18 protein-coding genes are annotated in these 22,241 nt (G+C 72.6%); 14 read left to right on the top strand and 4 right to left on the bottom strand.

All coding sequences use genetic code 11. The annotated features are described in order from the left end of the window. Positions 1–9 precede the first annotated feature (9 nt). Positions 10–837 (top strand): alpha/beta fold hydrolase, encoded by an 828-nt coding sequence (locus ABZ470_RS06175; protein WP_352010024.1) that lies wholly within the window; start codon positions 10–12, stop codon positions 835–837. A gap of 7 nt (positions 838–844) precedes the next feature. Here the strand turns inward: ABZ470_RS06175 and ABZ470_RS06170 are convergent, their stop codons facing one another. From ABZ470_RS06170 to ABZ470_RS06160, 3 genes are all read right to left on the bottom strand, one after another. Then, on the bottom strand, positions 845–2,074 hold the full coding sequence (locus tag ABZ470_RS06170) for a pentapeptide repeat-containing protein (protein WP_362910315.1): 1,230 nt from the start codon (positions 2,072–2,074) through the stop codon (positions 845–847). A gap of 247 nt (positions 2,075–2,321) precedes the next feature. After that, positions 2,322–3,680 (bottom strand): hypothetical protein, encoded by a 1,359-nt coding sequence (locus tag ABZ470_RS06165; RefSeq protein ID WP_362910313.1) that lies wholly within the window; start codon positions 3,678–3,680, stop codon positions 2,322–2,324. A 107-nt stretch (positions 3,681–3,787) separates the two neighbouring features. Beyond that, positions 3,788–5,563, bottom strand: coding sequence for a biotin carboxylase N-terminal domain-containing protein (locus ABZ470_RS06160; RefSeq protein WP_362910364.1), 1,776 nt, complete (start codon positions 5,561–5,563; stop codon positions 3,788–3,790). A 369-nt stretch (positions 5,564–5,932) separates the two neighbouring features. On the opposite strand from ABZ470_RS06160, the gene ABZ470_RS06155 reads away from it, so the two are divergent. Beyond that, complete coding sequence (locus ABZ470_RS06155; RefSeq protein ID WP_012888044.1) at positions 5,933–6,205, top strand: WXG100 family type VII secretion target; 273 nt, start codon at positions 5,933–5,935, stop codon at positions 6,203–6,205. A gap of 78 nt (positions 6,206–6,283) precedes the next feature. Here the strand turns inward: ABZ470_RS06155 and ABZ470_RS06150 are convergent, their stop codons facing one another. After that, entirely contained in the window at positions 6,284–10,864 is a 4,581-nt protein-coding gene (locus tag ABZ470_RS06150; protein ID WP_362910311.1) for an FtsK/SpoIIIE domain-containing protein, read from the bottom strand. 723 nt (positions 10,865–11,587) lie between these two features. Here ABZ470_RS06150 and ABZ470_RS06145 point away from each other — a divergent pair. The 12 genes from ABZ470_RS06145 to ABZ470_RS06090 all read left to right on the top strand — a co-directional run bounded on the left by ABZ470_RS06145 (position 11,588) and on the right by ABZ470_RS06090 (position 22,240). Beyond that, on the top strand, positions 11,588–12,286 hold the full coding sequence (locus ABZ470_RS06145) for a hypothetical protein (protein WP_352010015.1): 699 nt from the start codon (positions 11,588–11,590) through the stop codon (positions 12,284–12,286). A 1-nt stretch (position 12,287) separates the two neighbouring features. Next, positions 12,288–13,043, top strand: a complete 756-nt coding sequence (locus ABZ470_RS06140; RefSeq protein WP_362910309.1) for a hypothetical protein — start codon at positions 12,288–12,290, stop codon at positions 13,041–13,043. Continuing rightward, positions 13,040–14,341, top strand: coding sequence for an ATPase, T2SS/T4P/T4SS family (locus ABZ470_RS06135; protein ID WP_362910307.1), 1,302 nt, complete (start codon positions 13,040–13,042; stop codon positions 14,339–14,341). Before ABZ470_RS06140 ends, ABZ470_RS06135 begins: the two co-directional genes overlap by 4 nt. Then, entirely contained in the window at positions 14,338–15,252 is a 915-nt protein-coding gene (locus tag ABZ470_RS06130) for a type II secretion system F family protein (protein WP_362910305.1), read from the top strand. Before ABZ470_RS06135 ends, ABZ470_RS06130 begins: the two co-directional genes overlap by 4 nt. After that, the gene (locus ABZ470_RS06125) at positions 15,242–16,180 is read left to right on the top strand and encodes a type II secretion system protein (protein ID WP_352010011.1); all 939 of its coding nucleotides are present in this window, start codon (positions 15,242–15,244) and stop codon (positions 16,178–16,180) included. Before ABZ470_RS06130 ends, ABZ470_RS06125 begins: the two co-directional genes overlap by 11 nt. A 1-nt stretch (position 16,181) precedes the next feature. Beyond that, the gene (locus ABZ470_RS06120; protein ID WP_352010010.1) at positions 16,182–16,457 is read left to right on the top strand and encodes a hypothetical protein; all 276 of its coding nucleotides are present in this window, start codon (positions 16,182–16,184) and stop codon (positions 16,455–16,457) included. Then, entirely contained in the window at positions 16,441–16,899 is a 459-nt protein-coding gene (locus ABZ470_RS06115) for a TadE family protein (RefSeq protein ID WP_362772737.1), read from the top strand. The genes ABZ470_RS06120 and ABZ470_RS06115 overlap by 17 nt, the downstream gene beginning before the upstream one ends. Continuing rightward, complete coding sequence (locus tag ABZ470_RS06110) at positions 16,896–17,303, top strand: TadE/TadG family type IV pilus assembly protein (RefSeq protein WP_352010008.1); 408 nt, start codon at positions 16,896–16,898, stop codon at positions 17,301–17,303. Before ABZ470_RS06115 ends, ABZ470_RS06110 begins: the two co-directional genes overlap by 4 nt. Next, on the top strand, positions 17,300–17,737 hold the full coding sequence (locus ABZ470_RS06105) for a pilus assembly protein TadG-related protein (RefSeq protein ID WP_362910303.1): 438 nt from the start codon (positions 17,300–17,302) through the stop codon (positions 17,735–17,737). The genes ABZ470_RS06110 and ABZ470_RS06105 overlap by 4 nt, the downstream gene beginning before the upstream one ends. A gap of 80 nt (positions 17,738–17,817) precedes the next feature. Beyond that, positions 17,818–20,637, top strand: coding sequence for a hypothetical protein (locus ABZ470_RS06100; RefSeq protein WP_362910301.1), 2,820 nt, complete (start codon positions 17,818–17,820; stop codon positions 20,635–20,637). Continuing rightward, positions 20,607–21,287, top strand: a complete 681-nt coding sequence (locus tag ABZ470_RS06095) for a hypothetical protein (protein WP_362910299.1) — start codon at positions 20,607–20,609, stop codon at positions 21,285–21,287. The genes ABZ470_RS06100 and ABZ470_RS06095 overlap by 31 nt, the downstream gene beginning before the upstream one ends. Further along, entirely contained in the window at positions 21,284–22,240 is a 957-nt protein-coding gene (locus ABZ470_RS06090) for a hypothetical protein (RefSeq protein ID WP_362910297.1), read from the top strand. Before ABZ470_RS06095 ends, ABZ470_RS06090 begins: the two co-directional genes overlap by 4 nt. The last annotated feature ends 1 nt before the right edge of the window (position 22,241 follow it).

The following is a 22,241-nucleotide window of genomic DNA, read 5'->3' as shown; positions in this document are numbered from 1 at the left end:
GGGAGCGCCATGACACGTCTCGACGTCAACGGGATCGGGCTCAACGTCCAGGTCGAGGGGGAGGGGCCCGCCGTGCTGCTCGTGCACGGCTACCCCGACAGCCACACCTGCTGGCGCTACCAGGTGGCCGCGCTGAACGCCGCCGGATACCGTACGATCGCGCCGGACCTGCGGGGATACGGCGACTCGGACAAACCGGCCGGGCTTGAGGCGTACGAGCCCCGGCTCTTCGTCGGCGACCTGCTCGCCGTCCTCGACACGCTCGGCGTCGAGCGGGCGCACGTGGTCGGACACGACTGGGGTTCGGCGCTCGCGCAGTTCCTCGCCGTGTTCGCCCCGGAACGGGTGGCCAGTCTCACCTGCCTGTCGGTCGGTCACCCCGCCGCGCTGGCCGCCGCCGGCTGGCGGCAGCGGGAGAAGTCGTGGTACATGCTGCTGTTCCAGTTCGCCGGTGTCGCCGAGCGATGGCTCAGCCAGAACGACTTCCGCAACGCCAGGGAGATGCTGGAGGGGCATCCCGACGCCGAAGAGGTCGTCGCGCGCATGCGCGATCCGGAGGCGCTCACCGCGGGCCTGGCGATCTACCGGACCGGCGTGCCCCCGGAGAGCCTGGTCGCCCCGCCCTCGGAGCCGCCCGCCCTGCGGGCCCCCACGCTCGGGGTGTGGAGCAGCCGCGACCGCTTCCTCACCGAGGAGTCGATGACCGGTACGGCCGCGCACGTCAGCGGCCCCTGGCGCTACGAACGTGTGGACGGGGCGGGCCACTGGCTGCAGCTGGAGGCATCCGACCGGGTCAACGAACTCCTGCTCACCCACCTGGCCCGCCACCCGGTCTGAGCCCGTCTCAGCGGGACGTCCTGGCGCGCAGCCTGTTCAGGGCGTTCCTGCCGTCCTGTACGGCCCGCGCGACGAAGTGCAGTTCCTCGTCCCGCCTGGCCATCACCAGCGCGTTCTTGGCCGCCTCGTAGGCGTCGAGGGCGTGCCGCCAGTCGGCGTCGGCGGTCATGCCGCCCCGCCCGCTGATCTGGAACTCGTAGTCGAGCTGGTCGATCTCCTCGCCCAGGCGGGTGATGTCCTCCTCGGCCCCGCGCCGCATGAGCGCGAACCTGGCGTTGCGCCTGTTGCGCCGCTGGGCGCTGACCCCCCAGGCCACCACGGTGACCGCCAGGCCGAGCGCGCTGAGCACGACCATGACCAGCCCGACGGACGTCCCTCCCCGTGAGGCCTGGGCGTCCGGGGTGGCCGTGCTCTCCGGCTCGTCGTCGCTCGCCTGCTCCTCGGCGGGCGTCGGCACGGAGAACGGCCCGTCGATGCCCTTGGGGGTCCCCCGGGCACCGGTCAGGTCGGCGTCGTCGGCCTGGGTGAAGGAGGCGTCGTCGACCAGGGCGCCGACGAAGGAGGCGCCGTCGAGCTCGGCCTGGTCGAACACGGCCTCGCGCAGGTCGGCGTCCTTGAAGACCGCGAAGCCCAGGTCGGACTGCCCCATCTTGGCCTCGTGCAGCTTGGCCCGGGTGAAGTCGGCCTTGCGTCCCTTGATCTGGCCGGGCCTGCTCTCGTTGAGGTCGGCGTCGACCAGCTTGGCGTTGACGAAGTTGACCTGGGTCAGCACGGCCCGGGTCAGCTTTGCCCCGGTCAGGTTGGCGTAGGGGAACTCGGCCTGCCCGGCCTCCGCGTCGACCAGGATCGCCCCGCGCAGGTCGGCGTGGTCGGCGTGCATCTGTCCGAGGTCGGCCTCACTGAGGTTCGCCTCGCGCAGGTCGGCGTACTTCAGCGTGGCCTGGGTGAGGTTGGCCTGCCTGAGGTCGGCCCCGCGCAGGATCGCTCCGGTCAGGTCCTTCTGGATGAGCTCGACGCCCCCCAGCTTCGCCTTGGTCAGGTCGGCGCAGCGCAGGCTGTACGGCAGCGCGGCGCCCTTGGTGAAGTCCCTGCCGCGCAGGTTGGCGCCCTGGCCGGGCCTGCACGGCCCGGCCGCGGCCGAGGCCGCCGTCTCGGCCTGGGCCGTGACGGGAGAGATCATGGCCCCTGACAGCGCGAAGATCGCGGCGAGGAGTGTCAGGGAAACGGAACGACGCACGGGAACCTCCTTGGAACAGTCCCGATCGTGTCAGTGGATCATTGCATCCCGCTAGACGGAGGCTTGCACGTCCCCACCACGTCGTTTCCGGATCCCCGGCTCCCGTCATCCCGGTGCCGGGCCGTATGGTGCACGCCCGCGCGAACGACGACGGGCGCGTCCCCGAGGGAACGCGCCCGTCCTGATCTCTGGCCGGTGAGGGCTCTCAGCCGGTGACCGTGGTGGCCGCCGGATCCGTCAGCGGTGACTACCAGTCGCCGCCACCGAAGTCACCACCACCGAAGTCGCCGCCGCCGAAGTCACCCCAGCCTCCGCCGCCGAAGTCGCCTCCGCCGCCGCCGAAGTCACTGCCGCCGCCGCCGTCGGCCAGGCCCTGCTCGTAGCCGGCGCCGTAACCGCTGTGGCCCCAGCCGCCGCCCAGCATGCTGCCCATCATCGTGCCGACGAGCATCGCGCTCATGACGTCGCCGAAGCCGCCGTAGTAGCCGTAGGCGTAGGGCTGGTAGGCCGGGCCCGCGTCGTAGTAGGGGCGGTAGTGGCCGTCCACCATGACCTGACGGGTCTGCGGCTCGAAGCCACGCTCGATGGCCTCGGCGTCGGCCGCGCAGGCGGGCACGTCGCGCACCGCGCCGCCGGGCGGGGCCCAGCGGACGTCACGGACCGAGGGACCGTGCTGCGGGTTGAAGAAGCACGGCGAGCGCCGCTCGGGGAGCGGCTGGTTGTTCACGCGCGCCTTCACGCAGGCCAGGGCGTAGCGGCCCTCCTCAAGCGCGGTGGTCACGCCGCGGAGTTCGTCGGGGCGGTTGACCGCCGCGAGCTCCAGCTTGGCCCGCTCGTAGGAGTCGAGGGCGCGCTGCCAGTCCTGCAGGTGATCGGAGCCGTTGCCGAGCAGCTTGACGTCGGTGTCCAGGTCGGTGATCTCCTCACCGAACTTGGTGACGTCCTCGTCGACGGTCTGCTTGACGGCGGCCAGCTCGGCGGCCTCACGGGCCTCGCGCTGCCGCTTCTTCTTACGGGAGTAGAAGAAGATGCCCAGACCGCCCGCGACGGCCAGCACCAGGATGCCGATCAGCACGCCGCCCGAGGAGCCCCCGGAGGAGCGGGAGGGGCTGGAGCCCAGCCCGGCACCGGTGGCCGCGTCGTCGGCCAGCTTCACGAAGTTGACGATGTTGTCCGTCGGGCTCGAGGTCGTGGCCGCCCTGCGGAGCAGCTCGTCCACGTCGATGCCCTTGACGTTGGAGACACCGAACGGCTGCTTGCCGTTCATGACCAGGATGGTCGCCTTGCCTCCGACGTCCTTGCGCAGGGACGTCAGCAGAGTCTTCGCCTGGGACTGGCTGGTGATCGAGCCGGAGGGCAGCAGTGCCACGTAGACCGTCGAGGTCTGCTCGGCGGCGCTGCTCATGGCGTCCTGGGCGCTGGCGGGGATGTCCGCCGCGGGGTCGGCGTAGAAGTGGTCGCCGTCCTTCAGGCCGGACGCGATCGTGCTCGGGTCGGGCGCCGCGGCGTTCGCCGCCGGGGCGATCATGAAAATGGTCAGCAGCCCGGCGAGCAACGCGATGATCGCGGCACCGAGGCGACCTGACGCTGTTTGCTTGGTGGTCACGGCAGAAAGCCCTCCTTCGCCCTGGAAGACGAGCGAGTGGACGTCAGAGTTCCCCCCTGACCGTAATCCTTTCCAAACCTGGACGCGTCACCCGGGAGAAGGAGGGGTCAGTTGTCGCGGATGTCACAGATGGCGGCACCCGCCGTGACGGTCTGCCCGACCGCCGCGTTCAGCCCGGCGACGACTCCGGCCCGGTGCGCGGTCAGTGGCTGCTCCATCTTCATCGCCTCCAGGACCACGATCACGTCCCCGGCCGCGACCACGTCCCCGTCGGCGACCGCGACCTTCACGATCGTGCCCTGCATCGGGCTGACCAGTCCGTCCCCGCTCACCGCCGTGGCCCGCCCGGCGCCCTGGCGCCTGCTCGCGCGCCTGCCCCCGGCGCCGCCCTGGGCCGTCACGCCCGCGCCCTGCCCGCCGACCAGCCCGGCGGGCAGGACGACCTCAAGCCGCTTGCCGCCGACCTCGACCGTGACCCGCTCGCGTTCGGCCGTCCCCGGCTCGGCGACCGGCCCGGCGTACGGCTGGACCGGGTTGACGAACTCGGTCTCGATCCAGCGGGTGTGCACCGCGAACGACGACGCGCCGTCCGGCGCGGCGAAGGCCTCCTCCTCGACCACGACCCGGTGGAACTCGGCCACCGTCGGCATTCCCTCAAGGTGTAGCTCGGCGAGCGCCCGCCTGGCCCGGGCCAGCGCCCGTCCCCGGTCGGCCCCGGTCACGATGACCTTGGCCACCAGCGAGTCGAACGCGCCGGGGACGGTCATGCCCGCCTCGTATCCGGCGTCGACCCGCACGCCCGGCCCGGAGGGCCAGCGCACCGCGGTGATCGTGCCCGGCGCGGGCAGGAAGCCCCGTCCCGCGTCCTCGGCGTTGATCCGGAACTCGATGCTGTGCCCGCTCACCCGCGGGTCGTCGTAGCCGAGCGGCTGCCCCTCGGCGATCCGCAGCATCTCGGAGACCAGGTCGAGCCCGGTGACCTCCTCGCTGACCGGGTGCTCGACCTGCAGCCGGGTGTTGACCTCAAGGAAGGAGATCGTGCCGTCCTGGCCGACGAGGAACTCGCAGGTGCCCGCCCCGACGTAGCCCGCCTCCCGCAGGATGGCCTTGGAGGAGGAGTACAGCAGCTCCATCTGCTCGTCGGTCAGGAACGGCGCCGGGGCCTCCTCGACAAGCTTCTGGTGCCTGCGCTGCAACGAGCAGTCACGGGTGGAGACCACCACCACGTTGCCGTGCGTGTCGGCCAGGCACTGCGTCTCCACGTGCCGGGGCCGGTCGAGGTAACGCTCGACGAAGCACTCGCCCCGGCCGAAGGCCGCGACCGCCTCGCGGACCGCGCTGTCGTACAGCTCGGGGATCTCCTCAAGGGTCCTGGCGACCTTCAGGCCCCGCCCTCCACCGCCGAAGGCGGCCTTGATCGCGATCGGCAGGCCGTGCTCGGCGGCGAAGGCCACCACCTCCTCGGACCCGGAGACCGGCTCGGCGGTCCCGGCGACCAGCGGCGCCCCCACCTTCTGCGCGATGTGCCTGGCCTGCACCTTGTCGCCGAGGGCGACGATCGCGGAGGGGGGCGGCCCGATCCAGGTCAGCCCGGCGTCGATGACCGCCTGGGCGAAGGCCGCGTTCTCCGCCAGGAAGCCGTACCCGGGGTGGACCCCGTCGGCGCCGCTGGTCTCGGCGACCGCGAGCAGTTTGGCGATGTCGAGGTAGGTCTCGGCGGGGGACTGGCCGCCCAGCGAGTGGGCCTCGTCGGCGAGCTGGACGTGCAGGGCGTCCAGGTCCTGCTCGGCGTAGACCGCGACGCTGGCCAGGCCCGCGTCCCTGCAGGCGCGGATGATCCGTACGGCGATCTCGCCACGGTTGGCGACCAAGACCTTCTGCACCGACATGGTTCCCTTCATCACGTGCGAACGGGGGGCTGGCGGGCCTCCAACGGAGTTTAGGCGCCGTACGGAGCCTGGGAAGAGCGGGGTCCCGCCCGCCGGGATTGGGATATGTCATGGGTTGTTTTTGGATGGCCGTATTGGTGATGATCCCCGTGCGCCGGAGTGGGCACGGCCGTCGGCACATGGCGCCTCTCGGATGACGATTCCCGGTATGACATGTGACTTACGGCGAATGACGCGTTATCCGGTCCATGGGTATGGGAAGATCCATAGCCGCTCGGCATAATCCGAGTATCTCCGTGATCCACTCACCTATCGTGATGTCGTTTGGTGAGCCCCCGACACCGATCCAGAAGGAGTGCTGGCATGAGCCAGAACTTGCTTGGTGGCAATCCCGCGGAAATGCAGCAGATGGCCACCCAGTTCACCCAGCAGGCCGACCAGGTGAGGGCCACGATGGCGGCTCTGGACCGTGAGGCGGGAAAGGTCGGCACCGCCTGGACCGGCCCGGGTGCCCAGCGTTTCACCGAGGCCTGGCAGAACTACCGTGCCGCCTTCCAGCGCATGTCCGAGGAGCTCGCCGAGGCCTCCCGCGTGATCAACACCTACCGCGGCAACATCGAGTCCGCCACGCGCTGACTCGGCCGCCACGCCGTCCCGGTCTCGTGAGACCGGGGCGGCGTTTTCGTTGCCCGCCGTACCTCAGCCCGCCGTATCTCAGCCGGGCAGGGCCGTCTGGACGGCGGTGGCCGTGCCCAGCGTCACCAGCAGTCCCCGTCCCGGCGGGCCGCCGACCGCGCCGCGGGGGAGCCGGATGGTGAACAGGTCGCCGTCCGCGGGGCTCTGCACCGAGAGCAGCAGACCGGTGCGGGCCTTCCTGGCCTCGGCGACGAAACCCCGGTAGGCGGTGGTCAGGTCACCCGTCGTACCGCCGATGACGAGGCCGTGCTCGCTGTCGCGGCCGGTGCGCAACACCTGCTCAAGGGACATGCCCAGGGGCGAGTCGGGGGAGACCAGCTCCGCGTCGTCCACGATCGCCACGTACCGTTCGTGCCCCGCTACGGCCCTGTCGAGGTCGCCGTCCGCGCCGAGTACGGCCAGCACCCCCTCCTGCCCGGCCAGCGTGCTGAGCGGGCTGCGCCTGGGGGTGACCACCACCACGGGCGTCCCCCTGTCCAGCAGGGAGCGGGCGGCGGTCAGCAGCGCCGAGGAACGCCCGGAACGGGACGGCCCGGCGACGACCGCGCCGGGTCCCTGGGCGAGCAGGTCGACGCCGAGCGGGGTCAGCGAGTCGCCGCCGACGCCGAACAGCGCCCACAGCGGGGAGGGCGGCTCGAAGGAGGGCACCAGCTCCAGCGCCTGCGCCGAGGTGATCCGCATCGGCAGCGCGTCGACCCGCAGCGGCGGCTCGCCGTTCCACGGCCACCGCCCCGGCTCGGCCGTACCGGGGGAGGCGCCGAAGCGGCCGGGCACCTCCCTGGACAGCGCCTGCAACGCGGCGACCTGGGCGGGGCCGGCGGGATCGTCGCACAGCAGCGCGATCTGGCTCTCGACGATCCCGTGCTCCCCGGTGGCCAGCGCCCTGCCGGGGGCCAGCGCGGCGGGCAGGTCCTTCACCGGCAGCCCGGCCAGGCCGTAGTCGGAGGGGTCGGCCAGGCGCAGGATCAGCCGGTCCTCGAAGACCGTGGAGATCTGCCCGAGCAGCACCGACCTGTCCCCGGTCACCACGGCGCGCAACCCGACCGCGGGTCCCTCCCTGAGCAACTGCATCGCCGACTCGATCAGCCGCCCGTAGTCGTAGCCCTCGAACGCGGCGACGAACCCCTCCCACCGGTCGAGCATCAGCACCATCCACGGCAGCCTGGGCCCGGTCGCGGCGGCGCGCAGCTCGGCCAGCGACGCGTAGCCCGCCTCGGCCAGCAGTTGCTGGCGCCGCCCGACCTCGGCGCGCAGCCGGGTCAGCAGCCGTTCGACCCGGTCGAGCTGGTCGCGGGTCACCACGGCGCCGCAGTGCGGCATGGCCATCAGCGGCAGCAGGGCCCCGGAACCGCAGTCGATCGCGTGCAGGTGCACGTCCTCGGGGGAGGCCCCGGCGGCGATCGCCCCGGCGAGCGTGCGCAGCGCGGTCGAACGCCCGCTGCGGGAGGCGCCCGCCAGGAGCAGGTGACCCCCGGCGGCCAGGTTGAGCGCCAGCGGCCTGCGGGCCTGCGCCCACGGCAGGTCGGTCGTCCCGAACGCCAGCGGCGGCACCTCCTGGACCCCCACCCGGTACGGCGGCGCATCCCCGGGGGCCACGGTGACCCCGGGGGCCACCAGCAGGTCGTCGAGCGGCGGCAGCCAGGGACTCGGCTGCCTGGGGACACCGGTGACACGGGCGGCCTCGACCAGGGCGTCGACCAGCACGGACAGGTCGGTGACCGCGGCGTTCTCCGTGGCCGTCTCCGGCGGCGTGAGCGGCTGCCCGAGCGCCCGCCAGCCGACCTCCGTCACCCTGGCCCGCACCTCGCTCTGCGCGCCGGGCCCGCGTCCGCCGATCCGCGCGGTCTGCACCGCCGTGGGCGTGCCGACGCCCGACTTCACGTAGCACCGTCCCGGGGTGGCCTTGGAGATGTGCGCGGCGTCCGGCCTGTCGATGACGTCGGAGGACTCCGCGGCCTCCGTCACCCGCAGCGCGATGCGCAGCGAGGTGTTGGCCTGGATGTCGGCGGTGACCACGCCGCCGGGCCGCTGGGTGGCCAGGATCAGGTGGATGCCCAGCGAACGGCCCCGCCTGGCGATGTCCACCAGGCCGGTCATGAAGTCGGGCAGCTCGCTGACCATGGCCGCGAACTCGTCGATGACCAGCACCAGGCGGGGCAGCGCCGCCAGCGGGTCCGCGCGCAGGGGCAGCTGCCTGACCGCCGAGCCCGCCCCGGCCACCATCAGGTCCCGTGAGGCGCGGGCCCGCTGCGCGTCGCGCAGCTCGTGGTAGTCCTCGATGTCCTTGGCCCCGGCGGCCAGCAGCAGCCGTTCGCGGCGGCGGATCTCGGCGGCCAGGGAGGCCAGCGCCCGCTGGGTGAGGTGGCCGTCGAGGTCGCTGACCATGCCGACCGTGTGCGGCAGCCGTACGCACTCCTTGAAGGCGGCCCCGCCCTTGTAGTCGATCAGCACGAACGTCATCTCGTCGGGGCGGTTGGCCACCGCGAGGGAGCAGATCAGGGTCTGCAGGAGCTCCGACTTGCCCGCGCCGGTCGTTCCCGCGATGAGCGCGTGCGGACCGTCGGTGCGCAGGTCGACGGAGAAGACGCCGTCGGGGCCCGCGCCGATCACCGCCCGTGTCGTACGGCCCCAGCGCTCGGCCAGGACGGCGCCGGAGACCGAGGGCAGGTCGAGCAGGTCGAGCAGCCTGGCGGAGCCGGGCAGGGCCAGGGCGGCCTCGTCCCGGCTGACGTCGCGCACCGGGGCCAGGGAGCGGGCCAGCCGGTCGCACCAGGAGGAGGAGACCTGGTCGGCCAGGATCTCGCCGAGCCCGTCCAGGCCGCCTCCGCGCAGCCGTACGGTGCCGTCCCCGGCCACGTCCGCCACGGTGGCGCACTCTTCGGGCAGCAGCCGCTGGTCGTCGTCGAGGGCCAGGGTGTAGACGCCCGCCCTGGGGCCCTGGCGCAGGACCTGCGGCATGCCGGGAAGGGCGCGCAGGACCTGGGCGCCGTCCAGGACGACCAGCACGTCGTAGGGCCGCTCGTCGTATACGGGCGCGACGTCGGCGCCTGCCGGGGCGCCGTCGCCCCATCCGGAGGCGATACGGCCGAGTTTGGCCGCCGACCCCTCCTCCTCGCCCTGGCGTCCCTCGATCAACGCGGTCAGCTCGGTCACCCTGCGGGCGGCGGCCTCGGGGTCGGCGCCGACCAGCGCGACGCAGTCCTCGCCGCCGCGCGGGGCGCAGTGCGGCAGCCAGCGCACCCAGTTCCAGTTCTCCTCCCCGTCGCGGTGCGCCGACAGCACCACGATCGCCAGGTCGCGGGGGCTGTGCAGGGCGGCCGCCTGGCCGACCAGCCACCTGGCCAGCCCCGTGACGGCCGGTCTGTGCCCGGTCAGGCCGGCGACGCCGAGACGGCGCATGGCCAGGGCCACGGGCACCGCGTGGCAGTCGGGCGGGTCGGGGAGCACGCAGTCGGCGGGGGCGGAGCGCTCCGGGGTGAACTCCAGGTCGGCGGGCAGGTCGGCGAGCCCGACCCGCAGCCTGAGCGCGTCCTGGTCGTGGTCACGGCGCTCCCACAGCCGCCGTCTCGGCCCGGTTGCGGTGAGCAGCACCTCGGCCGGGTCCGGCGCGGCGGTACGGCGCTCCGCCTCGTCGTCGGCGCGGGCGCGCTCGACGTCCGCCTCGAAGTCCTTCAGGCGCTTCCTGTACTCCTTCATCCGCTGGCGGTACTGCTTGCGGCCGTGCCGCCGGTCGCTCCACCACTGGCCGACCATGATCAACGGCGTCATCAGCGCCATCAGCAGGAAGTACCAGACGTGCAGGGTCCAGGCCATGACCACGCCGAGCGCGGCGGGCAGGAAGGCGGTCAGCAGCTGCAGCCGCATGGTCTCGGCGCGTTTGGGCTCCGCGGGGACCTCGAAGCGCCGTGTGCTCGGCGGGGTGCGCAGCCTGGGCGGCCGGTTGTAGGCGAGGCCGCCGTCGGGCTGGGCGTCCAGGTGCGCGTCCGGAGGTTCGACGGCCCTGAGGGTCAGCACGCTCGCGCCACAGGTCAGTACGGCGTGCTCCCGCCAGGGCGCCGGGCCTTCGAGCGGTTCCCGGTCGAGTCTCGGCGTGGCGCCCTCCCCCGCCTCGACGGTGATGGCCTCGGGCGTGAGCCGGACGACGGCGGCCCTGGGGGGCAGCATGGGGTCGGCGACGGAGACCGCGCAGGCCGGGTCGGAGCCGATGGTGTGCACACCCAGGCTGATGCGGTGCACGGACCCGGCGGCGGGCCCGCCGACGACCCGGATCTCCACGATGCCGCCCGGTTCCTCGGCGAGTGTCGCGGCGGCCAGGTCGCGTTCGAGGGTGACGAGGTCGCCGTCGCGGAGCAGGCCGAGGGCGGGCGCGGACGGTTCGAGGAGGCGGCCGTCGAGCCACATGGGCGGGGGTTGTGACCCGATGTCGCGGTCCAGGCCGTAGGGGGCCTTGCTGCGCGTCAGCCGTACCACGTTGCTCGGCCGCTCACCGCCCTGGCCGGCGAGCGCCTCGGCGAGCCTGGCGACCGTGGTCGTGTCGTCGCCCTCGACCACGACATCGCGGTCGGTGTGCTCGCTGAGCACGGTGAGCATGATCCGCATCGACGCTCTCCTCGGGTCGGAGCCCCGGTCCACGGTACAGAGTGGCACTTGTCGCGAAGGAGTGGTTTGCGGCAATGCCATGGGTTGTGGAGCGGTATGTGGAAAACGTGGCGGTCTGTGGAAAACCGCCTGATGACAGTGGCCGGTCGTGCCGTTTTAAATGGGCGTTCGCTCATCGGGCCGCGCACGGGAATGGCCGGGTGGGGCTGTGGAAAACTCAGGCCGCCGCCTCGCCGTACGGCCTGACCTGGGAGGTCGTGGCGGCGGGACGCGGACGGCGGGCAACGGGAGACGCCGTCTTCGCGTATGTGGTTTCGCGGTGACACGGGTGATCCGTTTTCCTGAGGGGGAACCGCATCCGGTGTGGGGCCGGGGCGGCGTACCCGGACCACTTCGCCATGACGCAAGCCATGACGCAAGGATGACACACGGTGAACGGCCTTCCGGCCGGATGGTGAAGGGCGCGGGTCTTTCCCGCCGAATGAGCCCCCTAAACGCCGGGGTGGACGCCGCACGAGTTAATCAGATGCCCTTATCACCCCGATAAGTCTCTTGTCATCTCACCGAACCGTCAGCATCCTTGCGATCGGCGTTGACAGACCTGTTCCTATCAAACGAGCATGGGACCTGGATTTTGTCTGCCTGTTCATCGGTGCGGTGCGCATAATGGCGTAAATTCGAGCAGTAGTCCCATTTGCGAAGACTCTGGGAGTCCCCCTACCCATGAGGACCAGTGAGAAGCCGGGCGGCCGCCCCCCGGCGAACGCCGAGCGGCCGGGCGCGCAACCAGGGCTTTCCGGCCCGGCGTCGCGCAAACTCCCCGTGTCCCCGCGTGAGCGCAAACCCGCGCTCGCGGCCCTCGCCCTGTTGCTCATCCTGGGCGGCGCGCTGGCCACCACCCTCCTGGTGCTGCGCAGCGGAGACCGGGTCTCCGCGATCCGGATCGTCAAGCAGATCGGCGCCGGGCAGCAGATGCTCGTCACCTCCATGCAGGAGGTGCAGATCGCCGACACCGGCATCGACTACGTTCCGTGGTCGCAGAGCGCCCAGGTCGCCCATGACTTCGCCAGCGTCACCCTCCTGCCGGGCACCCTGCTGACCCCCAGGATGGTCGCCTCGGCGAGCGGGGAGCTCGGGCCGGGCAAGGCCATCGTCGGCCTGTCGCTCAAACCCGGCCAGCTGCCCATCACCCTCGACGAGGGCGACCGGGTCCAGGTGATCTACGTGCCGGGCCGGGGCGGCGACGGGACGCAGAGCCGGGTCCTGGCGCAGAGCGCGCTCGTCCACCGGATGACCGCGACCAGCAGGGGAACCCCGGCCGGTCCGCTGGCGATCGTGGTGGACGTCAAGGACGCGCCCCTGATCAGCACCTACGCCTCAAGCGGCGAGGTCGCGGTGGTCGAGCTCCCCGGGGCCCGCTGAGATGGCGCTCATCGTGCTGGCGGCCGACAAGGGGGCGCCCGGGGTCACCACGGCGGCCACCGCGCTCGGCGCGGTCTGGCCTCGTTCCGTCCTGCTCGCCGAGTGCGACCCGGCGGGAGGCGACCTGGCCTACCGCCTGCCCGCGCAGGACGGCGGCGTGCTCAACCCGGGCAGGGGCCTGCTCACCCTGGGGGCCACGGCCCGCAGGGGGCTGCAGCCCGAGCAGATCCACGAGCACACCCAGCGGATCGTCGGCGGGCTCGACGTGCTGGCCGGGCTGACCCACGGCGAACAGGCCGCGGGCCTCACCTGGCTGTGGGGGCCGCTCGGCCGCGCGTTCGCGGCGCTGCCCGGCGCCGACGTGCTGGCCGACTGCGGGCGCCTGGGCGGCCACCCCGAGATGACCGAGCTGGTCACGGAGGCGGCCCTGGTGGTGCTGTTCACAAGGGCGAGCCTCGACCACGTCGCCCACCTGCGCGAACGCCTCCAGGTGCTGCCCTCGTCGGTGCAGGTCGCGGTCGTGGTGATCGCCGACCCCCGCCAGTACCGCACGACGATCGACGACGTCCGCCGGATCGTCACGGCGACCGGCAGGCAGGTCGCCTTCGTCACCGGCATCGCGCACGACCCCAAGGGCGCCGAGCTGCTGCGCGGCCAGTGGGGCGGGCGCCTGGACCGCTCGCTGCTCATCCGCACCGCCCGTGAGCTGGCCGGACGCCTCGCCGCCCAGATCCGCGTCCCGGAGCACGTCCTGTGACCATAGACCACACCCTGGTGAAGCGCTTCCGGCAGGAGGTCGGCGACCGGCTGGCCCACCAGCGCCGCCTCGACCAGGCCAGCGGCCTGCCGCCGATGAGCGGTGAGGACGAGCGCCAGTTCGCCCGTGCGCTGATCGCCCAGGTGCTTGAGGAGTTCGCCCGCGGGGAGATCGGCGTCGGCCGTACCCCGCCGACCGCAGAGGAGGAGGAGGCCCTCGCCGGCGGAATCCACGCCGCGCTGTTCGGCGTCGGCCGCCTGCAGCCGCTGCTCGACGACCCCGACGTCGAGAACATCGACATCAACGGCTGCGACCGGGTCTTCGTCGGCTACGCCGACGGCCAGGAGCTCATGCGGGAGCCGGTCGCCGACTCCGACGAGGAGCTCATCGAGCTGATCCAGGTCCTCGCCGCCTACAGCGGCCTGTCCAGCAGGCCCTTCGACACCGCCAACCCCCAGCTCGACCTGCGCCTGCCCGACGGGTCCCGGCTCTCCGCGGTGATGGACGTGACGGTCCGCCCCGCGGTCTCCATCCGCCGCTCCCGCCTGGGCAAGGTCTTCCTCAGCGACATGGTCGGCAACGGCACCGTGACCCCGGAGATCGGCCGCTTCCTCTCCGCGGCCGTCGCGGCCCGCAAGAACATCATGATCTCCGGCTCGACCAACGCGGGCAAGACGACCCTGCTGCGCGCCCTGGCCAACGAGATCCCGCCCCACGAACGCCTCATCACCGTCGAACGCGCCCTCGAACTCGGCCTCGACCAGTTCGCCGAGCTGCACCCGAACGTGGTCGCCTTCGAGCAGCGGCTGCCCAACTCCGAGGGCCAGGGTGAGATCTCGATGGCCGAGCTGGTGCGCCGCTCGCTGCGCATGAACCCCTCCCGGGTGATCGTCGGAGAGGTCCTCGGCGACGAGATCGTCACCATGCTCAACGCGATGACCCAGGGCAACGACGGGTCCCTGTCCACCATCCACGCCAACTCCTCGATGGAGGTCTTCAACCGCATCGCCACCTACGCCCTCCAGGCCGCCGAGCGTCTGCCGATCGAGGCGACCCACATGCTCATCGCGGGCGCGATCGACTTCGTGGTCTTCATCGAGAAGCGCAACGACTACGCCAAGGGCGGCAGACTGCGCCGCTTCGTCTCCAGCGTGCGCGAGGTCGCCGGTGTCGACGGGCGGGTGCTCTCCTCCGAGGTCTTCGCCACGGCCCCCGACGGCCGGGTCCTGCCGAACGCCCCCCTGTCCTGCATGGAGGAGCTGGCCCACCACGGCTACGACCCCGGAGGCTGGGCGTGAACGGCCTTCCCCCCGGCCTGTTCGACCCGCTGGTCATGCTCGCGGGCGCGGCGCTCGGCGCCGGGCTGTTCCTGCTCGGCCTGGCCCTGTACGGTCTGCGCCCCCGGCCCGCGAGCCCGGGCAGGAAGGCGGGAAGACGCGAGCTTCTCAAGGCGCTGTCCACCCGCTCGGCCATCGGCGCGATCGTGGGCGTCCTGGTGCTCGTGGTGACCGGATGGCCGGTCATGGCGGCCGGGGCCGTACTGCTCGCGCTCGGATGGCGGGGCCTGGCGGGCGGCGCGGCCGAGGAGCGTACGGCGATGCGGCGCCTTGAGGGCCTGGCCGCCTGGACCGAGTCGCTCCGTGACACCATCGCCGGGGCGGCGGGCCTGGAACAGGCGATCCCGTCGTCGATCAGGGCCGCCGCGCCGACCCTGCGCCCGCACCTGCTGTCGCTGGTCGACCGGCTGCACACCAGGATGCCGCTGCAGGACGCGCTCAGGCTGTTCGCAGACGAGCTGGACGACCCCTCGGCCGACCTCGTCGTGGCCGCGCTCATCCTCAACTCCAAGCTGCGCGGCCCCGGCCTGCGCGACGTGCTCGGCGCGCTGGCCGTCTCGGCCCGCGAGGAGCTGGACATGCGCCGCCGCGTCGAGGCCGAGCGCCGCTCGACCCGGCGCAGCGTGCAGATCGTGGTCGGTACGGCCATCGCCTTCGCCGTGGCGCTCGTGGTGTTCAACCCCTCCTACGTCGCCGAGTACGACAGCGCCCTCGGGCAGGCCGTGCTCGTGGTCGTGGCCGGGTTCTTCGGCGCGGGCTTCGCCTGGATGCGGCGCCTGGCCCGCTTCGACAAGCCCGCCAGACTGCTCGGCCTGCCCACCGGAGGGGCCGTGGGAGGCACCATGGGAGGCGAGGCGCGCGATGCCGACTGACGCGCTGTTCGCCGGGGGCGTGTTCGGCCTCGGCCTGTTCCTGCTGATGCGGGCGCTGTTCCCGGCCAGACCGGGGCTGGTGACCAGGCTGCTGGCCCTCGACGCGGCCAGGGAGGGCACCCAGGCGCCCAGGGCCAGGCTCATCCTGCCGGACGAGGACGTCAGCGCCCTGCGCAGGGAGCTGGGCGTACGGCTGGCCCGCCTGTACGCGGCCAGGGGCTGGCAGGCGCGCTCGGCCAAGTCCGACCTGGCCCTGCTCGGCAGGTCGTTCGAGGCGTTCCTGGCCACCAAGGTGCTGCTGGCCGTCTCCGGGCTGCTGGCCTTCCCCCTGCTGGCCGGTTGGCTGGCGCTGATGAGCTGGGACGCCTCGCTCACGATGCCGCTGTGGGTCGCCCTCGCGGTCTCCGGGGTGTTCTTCGTCCTGCCCGACCTCCAGGTCAAACGGGACGCCGCACGGATGCGCCGCGACTTCCGGCACGTCGTCGGAGCCTTCCTCGACCTGGTCGCGATGAACCTCGCGGGCGGCCGGGGAGTGCCGGAGGCGCTGCTGATGGCCGTCTCCGTCGGCGCGCCCGCCGGGGACGAGGAGGAGGCCAACTGGGCGATGGCCCGCATCCGTGAGGCGCTCGGCAACGCCAGGATCGTCGGCATCACCCCGTGGCAGGCCCTCGGACAGCTCGGCGACGAGATCAACGTGGACGAGCTGCGCGACCTGTCCGCCGCCCTCGGGCTGGTCGCCGACGACGGCGCCAAGGTCCGCTCGTCGCTGACCGCGCGCGCCGCGACCCTGCGGCGGCGGGAGCTCGCCGAGATCGAGGGGCAGGCGGGTGAGCGTTCCCAGTCGATGCTCGTCGCGCAGCTTCTGCTCTGCGCCGGTTTTGTGATCTTCCTGAGTTTTCCGGCAGCGATGAAGATGTTGGGGTCCTGACATGCTGAACCATCCGTGGATCGTCTACGCGACGACCTTCCTGAGTGTGCGGATCGACCGGGCGCGCAACGCTCCGAGCAGGGGCGCCTCAGCGGTCGAGTGGGTCATCATCACCGCCATCATCGCCGGGGTCGCCCTCGGCCTGGCCACCCTCATCAGGACCCTCGTCGAGGGCAGGCAGGGGGAGATCTCCGACCAGTTCGGCGGCGGAAGCGGTGGCGGGGGCGGGGGCGGCGGCACCGACGGCGGAGGTGGCCCGGTTGGCGGCAACGGCTGAGGCGCCCGCGCGCCGCTCCCGGCGCGTGCGCGGACGGGACGGCGAGCGCGGCGCCTCCGTCGTCGAACTCGCGATGATCATGCCGGTCGTGCTGGCCGTCGTGCTGCTCGTCGTGCAGTTCGCCCTGTGGTTCCACGGCCGCCAGGTGGCCGACGCCGCGGCGCGGGAGGGGTCACGGCTGGCCAGGATCGACTCCGACTCCTGGCAGGAGGACGCGACCTCCAAGGCCGAGGAGGTGCTCAAGGCCATCGGCCCCAAGCTTCTCGACGGCGCGAAGGTGACGACCTGGGAGGAGGGCGACCAGCGGGGGGTCGAGATCACCGCGACCGCGGTCCAGGTCGTCCCGCTGCTGCCCTCGACGAGCCTCACCATCACCTCGCGCTTCGGCGGCCCCGTCGAGTGCTTCCGGCCCGACGACGGTGGTGAGGGGTGTCAGGAGTGACCAGGAGAGCGGGCGGGGACCCCGAGAGGGGGTCGCTGTCGGCGGAGGCCGTGCTCCTCGCACCGGTCTTCCTGCTGTTCCTGCTGTTCCTGGTGGGCGCCGGACGGATCGTCGAGGCCCAGGGCGAGGTGAACGGAGCCGCCAGGGACGCCGCGCGGGCGGCCTCCGTCGAACGCACCCGCTCCGACGCGGAGAGCGCCGCAGACGAGGCCGCCAAGGGGTCCCTGTCCGGGCAGTGCGAACCGGACGTCAGCCTCGCCGGCACGGACTGGAAGGCGGGCGGCCAGGTCAAGGTGACGGTGACCTGCTCACTCGACCTGGACTTCCTCGGCTTCGGCGCGGCCAAGGACATGCGGGGGGACGCGGTGGCCCCGCTTGAGCAGCTCCGGAGGGTGGAGAAATGACCTCTGCCCGCCGACCCGGAGACCGGGGGTCGATGTCGGTCTTCACGGTGATCTTCTCGGTGATGGTCTTCATGCTGGCCGGGCTCCTCGTGGACGGCGGGGGCGCCATCAACGCCAGGCTGCGGGCCGCGGACATCGCCGAGCAGGCGGCCAGGGCCGCCGCCGACAAGATAGACGTCGAGTACCTCAGGGAGACCGGTCAGGCCCGGCTGCTGGGCGAGGACGAGGTCTGCGCGGAGGCGAAGAAGATCGTCTCCGGCTACGCGGGCTCCGACGTCCGCCTCGGCGAGTGCTCGGTCGGCGGCGGGCAGGGCGAGGTCACGGTCCGGGTCTCCGCGGCCTGGACGTCGTTCTTCCTGGCCGCGCTCGGCTTCCCCGGCTCCGACATGGAGGCCTCGGCAACCGCGGGACCCGACATGGGGGACGACGGGTGACGGACGCGGGCCGTACCGATTGAGGCGAACGGCTGGCGGAGCCGGCTGAGGACGAAGAACCTGGACACGAAGGGAGACGCATGCCCACGCGACAGCCAACGCGCATACGACCGAGACGTACGGCGGGCGACCTGGCCGCCGGTCTCGGCGCGCTGGTCGTGCTGGTCGCACTGGTCGGCGGGGTTCCCTACGCGCTGCTGAGGCTGGCCGGGCCGCCGTTGTCGCCCGAACTGCTCCACCTGAACCTGCTGACCAGCCAGGTCGGTACGAGCATGATCGTGGCCATCCTCGTGCTGCTGGTCTGGCTGGCCTGGCTGCAGCTGACCGTCTGCGTGATCGTCGAGATCTACGCGGGGCTGCGCCGGGTCGGCATGCCCGCCAGGGTGCCCTTCTCCGGCGGCACCCAGATGCTGGCCAACCGGCTGGTCTCCGCGGTCCTGCTGCTGTTCACCGTCTCCGCGGTCGTCGTGCCGATCGTCAGGCCCACGGCGACGCCCGCCGCCCCCGTGACCGCGGCGGCCTCGGTCACCACCCCGGAGCCCGAGGAACGGGCGCCGCTGGTGCACGTCGAGAAGGCCAGGAAGGTCTACGTGGTGCAGCCGCCGCACGGGCGCCACCACGAGAGCCTGTGGGAGATCGCGGAGAAGTGCCTCGGCGACGGGCGGCGCTATCCGGAGATCTACCGGCTCAACCAGCACAAGGAGCAGCCCGACGGCAGCCGCCTGCACATGGCCGACCTCATCAGGCCGGGCTGGGTGCTCGACATGCCGGACGACGCCAGGAACGTGCACATCGTCCCGGCCTCCCAGCCGCGCGGGGAGACCCTTGAGGACCACCCGGGCAAGCCCGCGGAACTCGACGGCCACACCCAGGACATCTCGGCCAAGGGAGGCTCCGACCTGCCGGGCGAGGCCCGGCAGGAGGCGGGCGGCGGCGGGGAGAACAGGGGCGAGGCCCGCAGACCCGCCGACTCCCGTGAGGAGAGCGCCGACAGCGGCAGGCGGGAGCCGTACAGGACCAAGGACCAGGGACAGGAGCAGAGCCAGGACCAGGGCCGCGACCAGGGGCAGCAACAGGGGCTGGAGCTGCTCGACTACCTGGCCGGGGCCTCGCTCGCGGCGGCCGGGCTGCTGGCGGCCCTGGGCCGCAGGCGCAGACAGCAGCTGTGGCACAGGGCGTTCGGGCGCAGGATCGCCAGGCCGAAGGACGACGCGGCCAAGGCGGAGGTGGCGCTCAGACTGGGCGCCGACGCCCCGGGCAGCCGGATGCTGGACATCGGGCTGCGGCTGCTCGGCCGCTCCCTGGCCGCGCAGAAGCGCATCCCGCCCACCATCTACGCCGCCCACCTGTCGGCGCAGAGCCTCGACCTGTGGATCCACCCGCCCGTGGCCGAGGCACCCGCGCCCTGGAGCGCCCACGACGGCGGCCAGGTGTGGAAGCTGCCCGCCCACGAGGGCAGGATGCTCGACGAACGGGCGCTGTCCGAGGCGCCCGCGCCGTACCCCGGGCTGGTCTCGCTCGGGTCGAACGGCGAGGGGCGCGTGCTCGTCGACCTGGAGGCGGCGCACGGCCTGATCAGCCTCGACGGCCCGCGCAGCACCGAGGCCCTGGCCGCCCTCGCCGTCGAACTGGCGACCAACCGCTGGTCGGACCTGATGACCGTCACGCTCGTCGGGTTCGGCGAGGAGCTGACCGTGATCGCCCCCGACCGGGTCAGGCACGTCGCGACCCTCGCCGAACTGCTGCCCGAGCTTGAGGCCAGGGCCGCGGAACGCGGCCAGGGCGGGGACGTGCTGACCGGCAGGATCCAGGGACGGGCCGCGGAGCCGATCTGGCCGCCGCACTACGTGCTCTCCGCGCTCGTGCCGAACGAGGAGGAGGGGCACCGGCTGGCCGTACTCGCCAGGAAGGGCGTCAGGACAGCGGCCGGGTACGTCGTGGCGGGGAAGGTCCCGCACGCCACCTGGAACTGGGAGGTCACCGAGGACGGCAGGGCGAAGGTGGACGCGCTCGGCTTCGAGGTGGACGCCCAGTTGCTGCCCCGCCGCCACTACCGTGCCCTGATCGACCTGTTCGAGACCGCGGGACGGCTCGACGGCGAGCCGATGAGCGACCGGCCGGAGCCCGTCCCGGCGAACGCCTCGGTCGAGGTGCGGGTCCTCGGCCCCGTGGAGATCGCGGGCCCCTCACCGATGGAGGAGGGACGGGCCACGCTCGCGGTGGAACTCGTCGTCTACCTCGCGACCCACCCGGGCGGCGTCCACCCGGTCGTGCTCGGCGGCGTCCTGTGGCCACGCGGCGTGCAGGCGGCGGTCAGGGACGCGACCATCGCCAGGGTCGTCGACTGGCTGGGCACCGACGGCGCGGGGCGCCCCAACCTCTACGCCGACGAGGCGGGCAGGTTCCGCCTCGGCCCCGAGGTGCGGACCGACTGGATGGTCTTCCGCGACCTGGTCCGCCGCTCCCACACCGACTCCGGGGTGCGCGCCGTACTGCTCGAACGGGCGCTGAACCTGGTGCGCGGGCCGCTGCTCAACGGCCGCCCGCGCGGCCGGTACGCCTGGCTGGCCGACGACGACCTGGAGTACGACGTGACGGCGGCCGTCGCGGACGCCGCGCACCGGCTCTGCGACATCCGGATCGAGGAGGGCGACGGGGGACGGGCCGTCGCCGCGGTGCGGGCGGGCCTGCTGCTCGCCGCCGACGACGAGGGGCTCTGGCGCGACCTGCTGCGGGCCACCCACCTCACCGGAGACCAGGCGCGGCTGCGGACCGTGGTCGAGGCCCTGAACAGGAGGGCCGCCGCCCAGCCGGGCGGGAGCGGGATGGCCCCGGAGACCGAGGCCCTGATCGACGAGCTGCTGCCCTCGTGGCGGATGCGCTCGGCGCCGTCCGCATGAGGGCGGGGAGGGCCATGGTGGCCGGGGCCGCGGCGGCAGGAGTCCTGCTCGCGGGCTGTACGGCGGAGCCGGACAGGTTCGTCCCGCAGGGCGACGCCGGTGGGGCGAGCGCGACGCCGGACCTCTCAAGGGCGCCCGTCGCGACCCCCACGGCACGGACGGAGACGGTCGAGGTCGCCCCCGGCGTACGGCTGGTCGTCGAGTGGCCCGCCGCCCCCGACCGGGACACCGCCGGGATGGTCGCCGCCTTCCGCGACCACCTGGCCGGGTCGTTCAGGGCCGTCGTCACCGGCGGCAGGGACGTCGGCTATCTCGACGCCGTCACCGGTGACGCGGTCGGCGAGCTGAGCACGTGGGTGGGGGAGTTCCTCGACCAGCACCGTTCGGTACGGGGCACCGCCCGCGTCTACGCGCTGACCGTCGGCCCCGTGGACGGCAGAGGGGCGCAGATGGAGGCGTGCATGGACGAGTCCGGCATGCGTCTGCTCGACACGGCGACCGGGAGGCCGCTCGCCCGCCAGCCCGCGTGGACCCGTGAGCCCTTCCTGCAGGCGGCCGGGATGCGCCTCGGCGACGACGGGGTGTGGCGGGTCGCGCTGCTACGGCACACGGAACTTCCCAGCGAACGGGTGAAGGGGTGTCTTCGATGATCAGGAGAACGGCCGTCGCGGGGCTGGTCCTGCTCGCCGTCACGAGTCCCTCCGTCGCCTTCGCGGCCCCTCCCGGAGGGGGCGGCGGTCCCGAGGCCACGGGCTTCCAGGGGGGCGAGGGCAACGAGAAGGTCGGCGTCGTCCTGAAGGACTCCCGGATCGTCGTGTCCGGGAACGGGACGGGCGGCAAGAGCGACGGCTACCGGGTCAAGCGCCCCTGCTGGTACGAACCCGGCGGAAACGCCGAGGACATGCTGAAGAAGCAGGAGGGGAGCAAGCCCGAGTGGATCCCCGAGACGGAGTGGCGCAGGCACCTGGACGACCTCAAGCAGTTCAAGGACAAGGTCGGCAAGGAGGGGAACTGGTGGACGCGCGCCTACAACGCGGCCGACCCGAACGCGCTGTCCTGCCTGGCGGGGCTCGAACCGTACGTGTTCGTCCCGCCGAACACCACCCCGCCCGCCGGGATCACCGTCAGGGAGCTGGCCGACATCGCCAGGGCCGCGCTGACCGTGCCCAAGCCGAAGATCGAGGTCAATCCGAACGTCAAGAGCTACGTCAACCTGGACACCTGGGTCTGGCTCGGTGACACCGGCGCCAAGACGCGTTCGGTGACCGCGACGCTGCCCGGCGTCATGAGCGCCACGGTCACGGCCACCCTCGGGAGCCTGCAGATCAAGTCGGGCACCACGGGCGATCGCGCCGACGTCAAGCAGAACTGTGAGGGGGGCGGCAAGCCGTACAGCAAGGGGGAGAAGGACAGGTTCAGCTGCGGGGTGACCTACCGGCGGGCCTCGGCCGACCAGCCGCGCGGGGTCTACACGATGACCGTGACCGCGGTGTGGCCCGTCACGGCGCCGGGGGTCGACTTCGACTACGCCCCGGTCCAGGTGAGCGCGGACCGGGACGTGGCCGTCGGCGAGGTGCAGAGCGTCGTCAAGGGAGACGAATGAG

The organism is Streptosporangium sp. NPDC020072 (assembly GCF_040631445.1).
Taxonomy (GTDB): domain Bacteria; phylum Actinomycetota; class Actinomycetes; order Streptosporangiales; family Streptosporangiaceae; genus Streptosporangium.
Note: the sequence above shows the minus strand (reverse complement) of the source record. Positions and strands in the feature narration are given on the sequence as shown.

Coding starts and splice junctions, on each gene's coding strand:
- ABZ470_RS06140 (WP_362910309.1), top strand. CDS start 12,288: ATGGCGCTCATCGTGCTGGCGGCCGACAAGGGGGCGCCCGGGGTCACC.
- ABZ470_RS06100 (WP_362910301.1), top strand. CDS start 17,818: ATGCCCACGCGACAGCCAACGCGCATACGACCGAGACGTACGGCGGGC.
- ABZ470_RS06145 (WP_352010015.1), top strand. CDS start 11,588: ATGAGGACCAGTGAGAAGCCGGGCGGCCGCCCCCCGGCGAACGCCGAG.
- ABZ470_RS06090 (WP_362910297.1), top strand. CDS start 21,284: ATGATCAGGAGAACGGCCGTCGCGGGGCTGGTCCTGCTCGCCGTCACG.
- ABZ470_RS06105 (WP_362910303.1), top strand. CDS start 17,300: ATGACCTCTGCCCGCCGACCCGGAGACCGGGGGTCGATGTCGGTCTTC.
- ABZ470_RS06155 (WP_012888044.1), top strand. CDS start 5,933: ATGAGCCAGAACTTGCTTGGTGGCAATCCCGCGGAAATGCAGCAGATG.
- ABZ470_RS06120 (WP_352010010.1), top strand. CDS start 16,182: ATGCTGAACCATCCGTGGATCGTCTACGCGACGACCTTCCTGAGTGTG.
- ABZ470_RS06150 (WP_362910311.1), bottom strand. CDS start 10,864: ATGCGGATCATGCTCACCGTGCTCAGCGAGCACACCGACCGCGATGTC.
- ABZ470_RS06175 (WP_352010024.1), top strand. CDS start 10: ATGACACGTCTCGACGTCAACGGGATCGGGCTCAACGTCCAGGTCGAG.
- ABZ470_RS06125 (WP_352010011.1), top strand. CDS start 15,242: ATGCCGACTGACGCGCTGTTCGCCGGGGGCGTGTTCGGCCTCGGCCTG.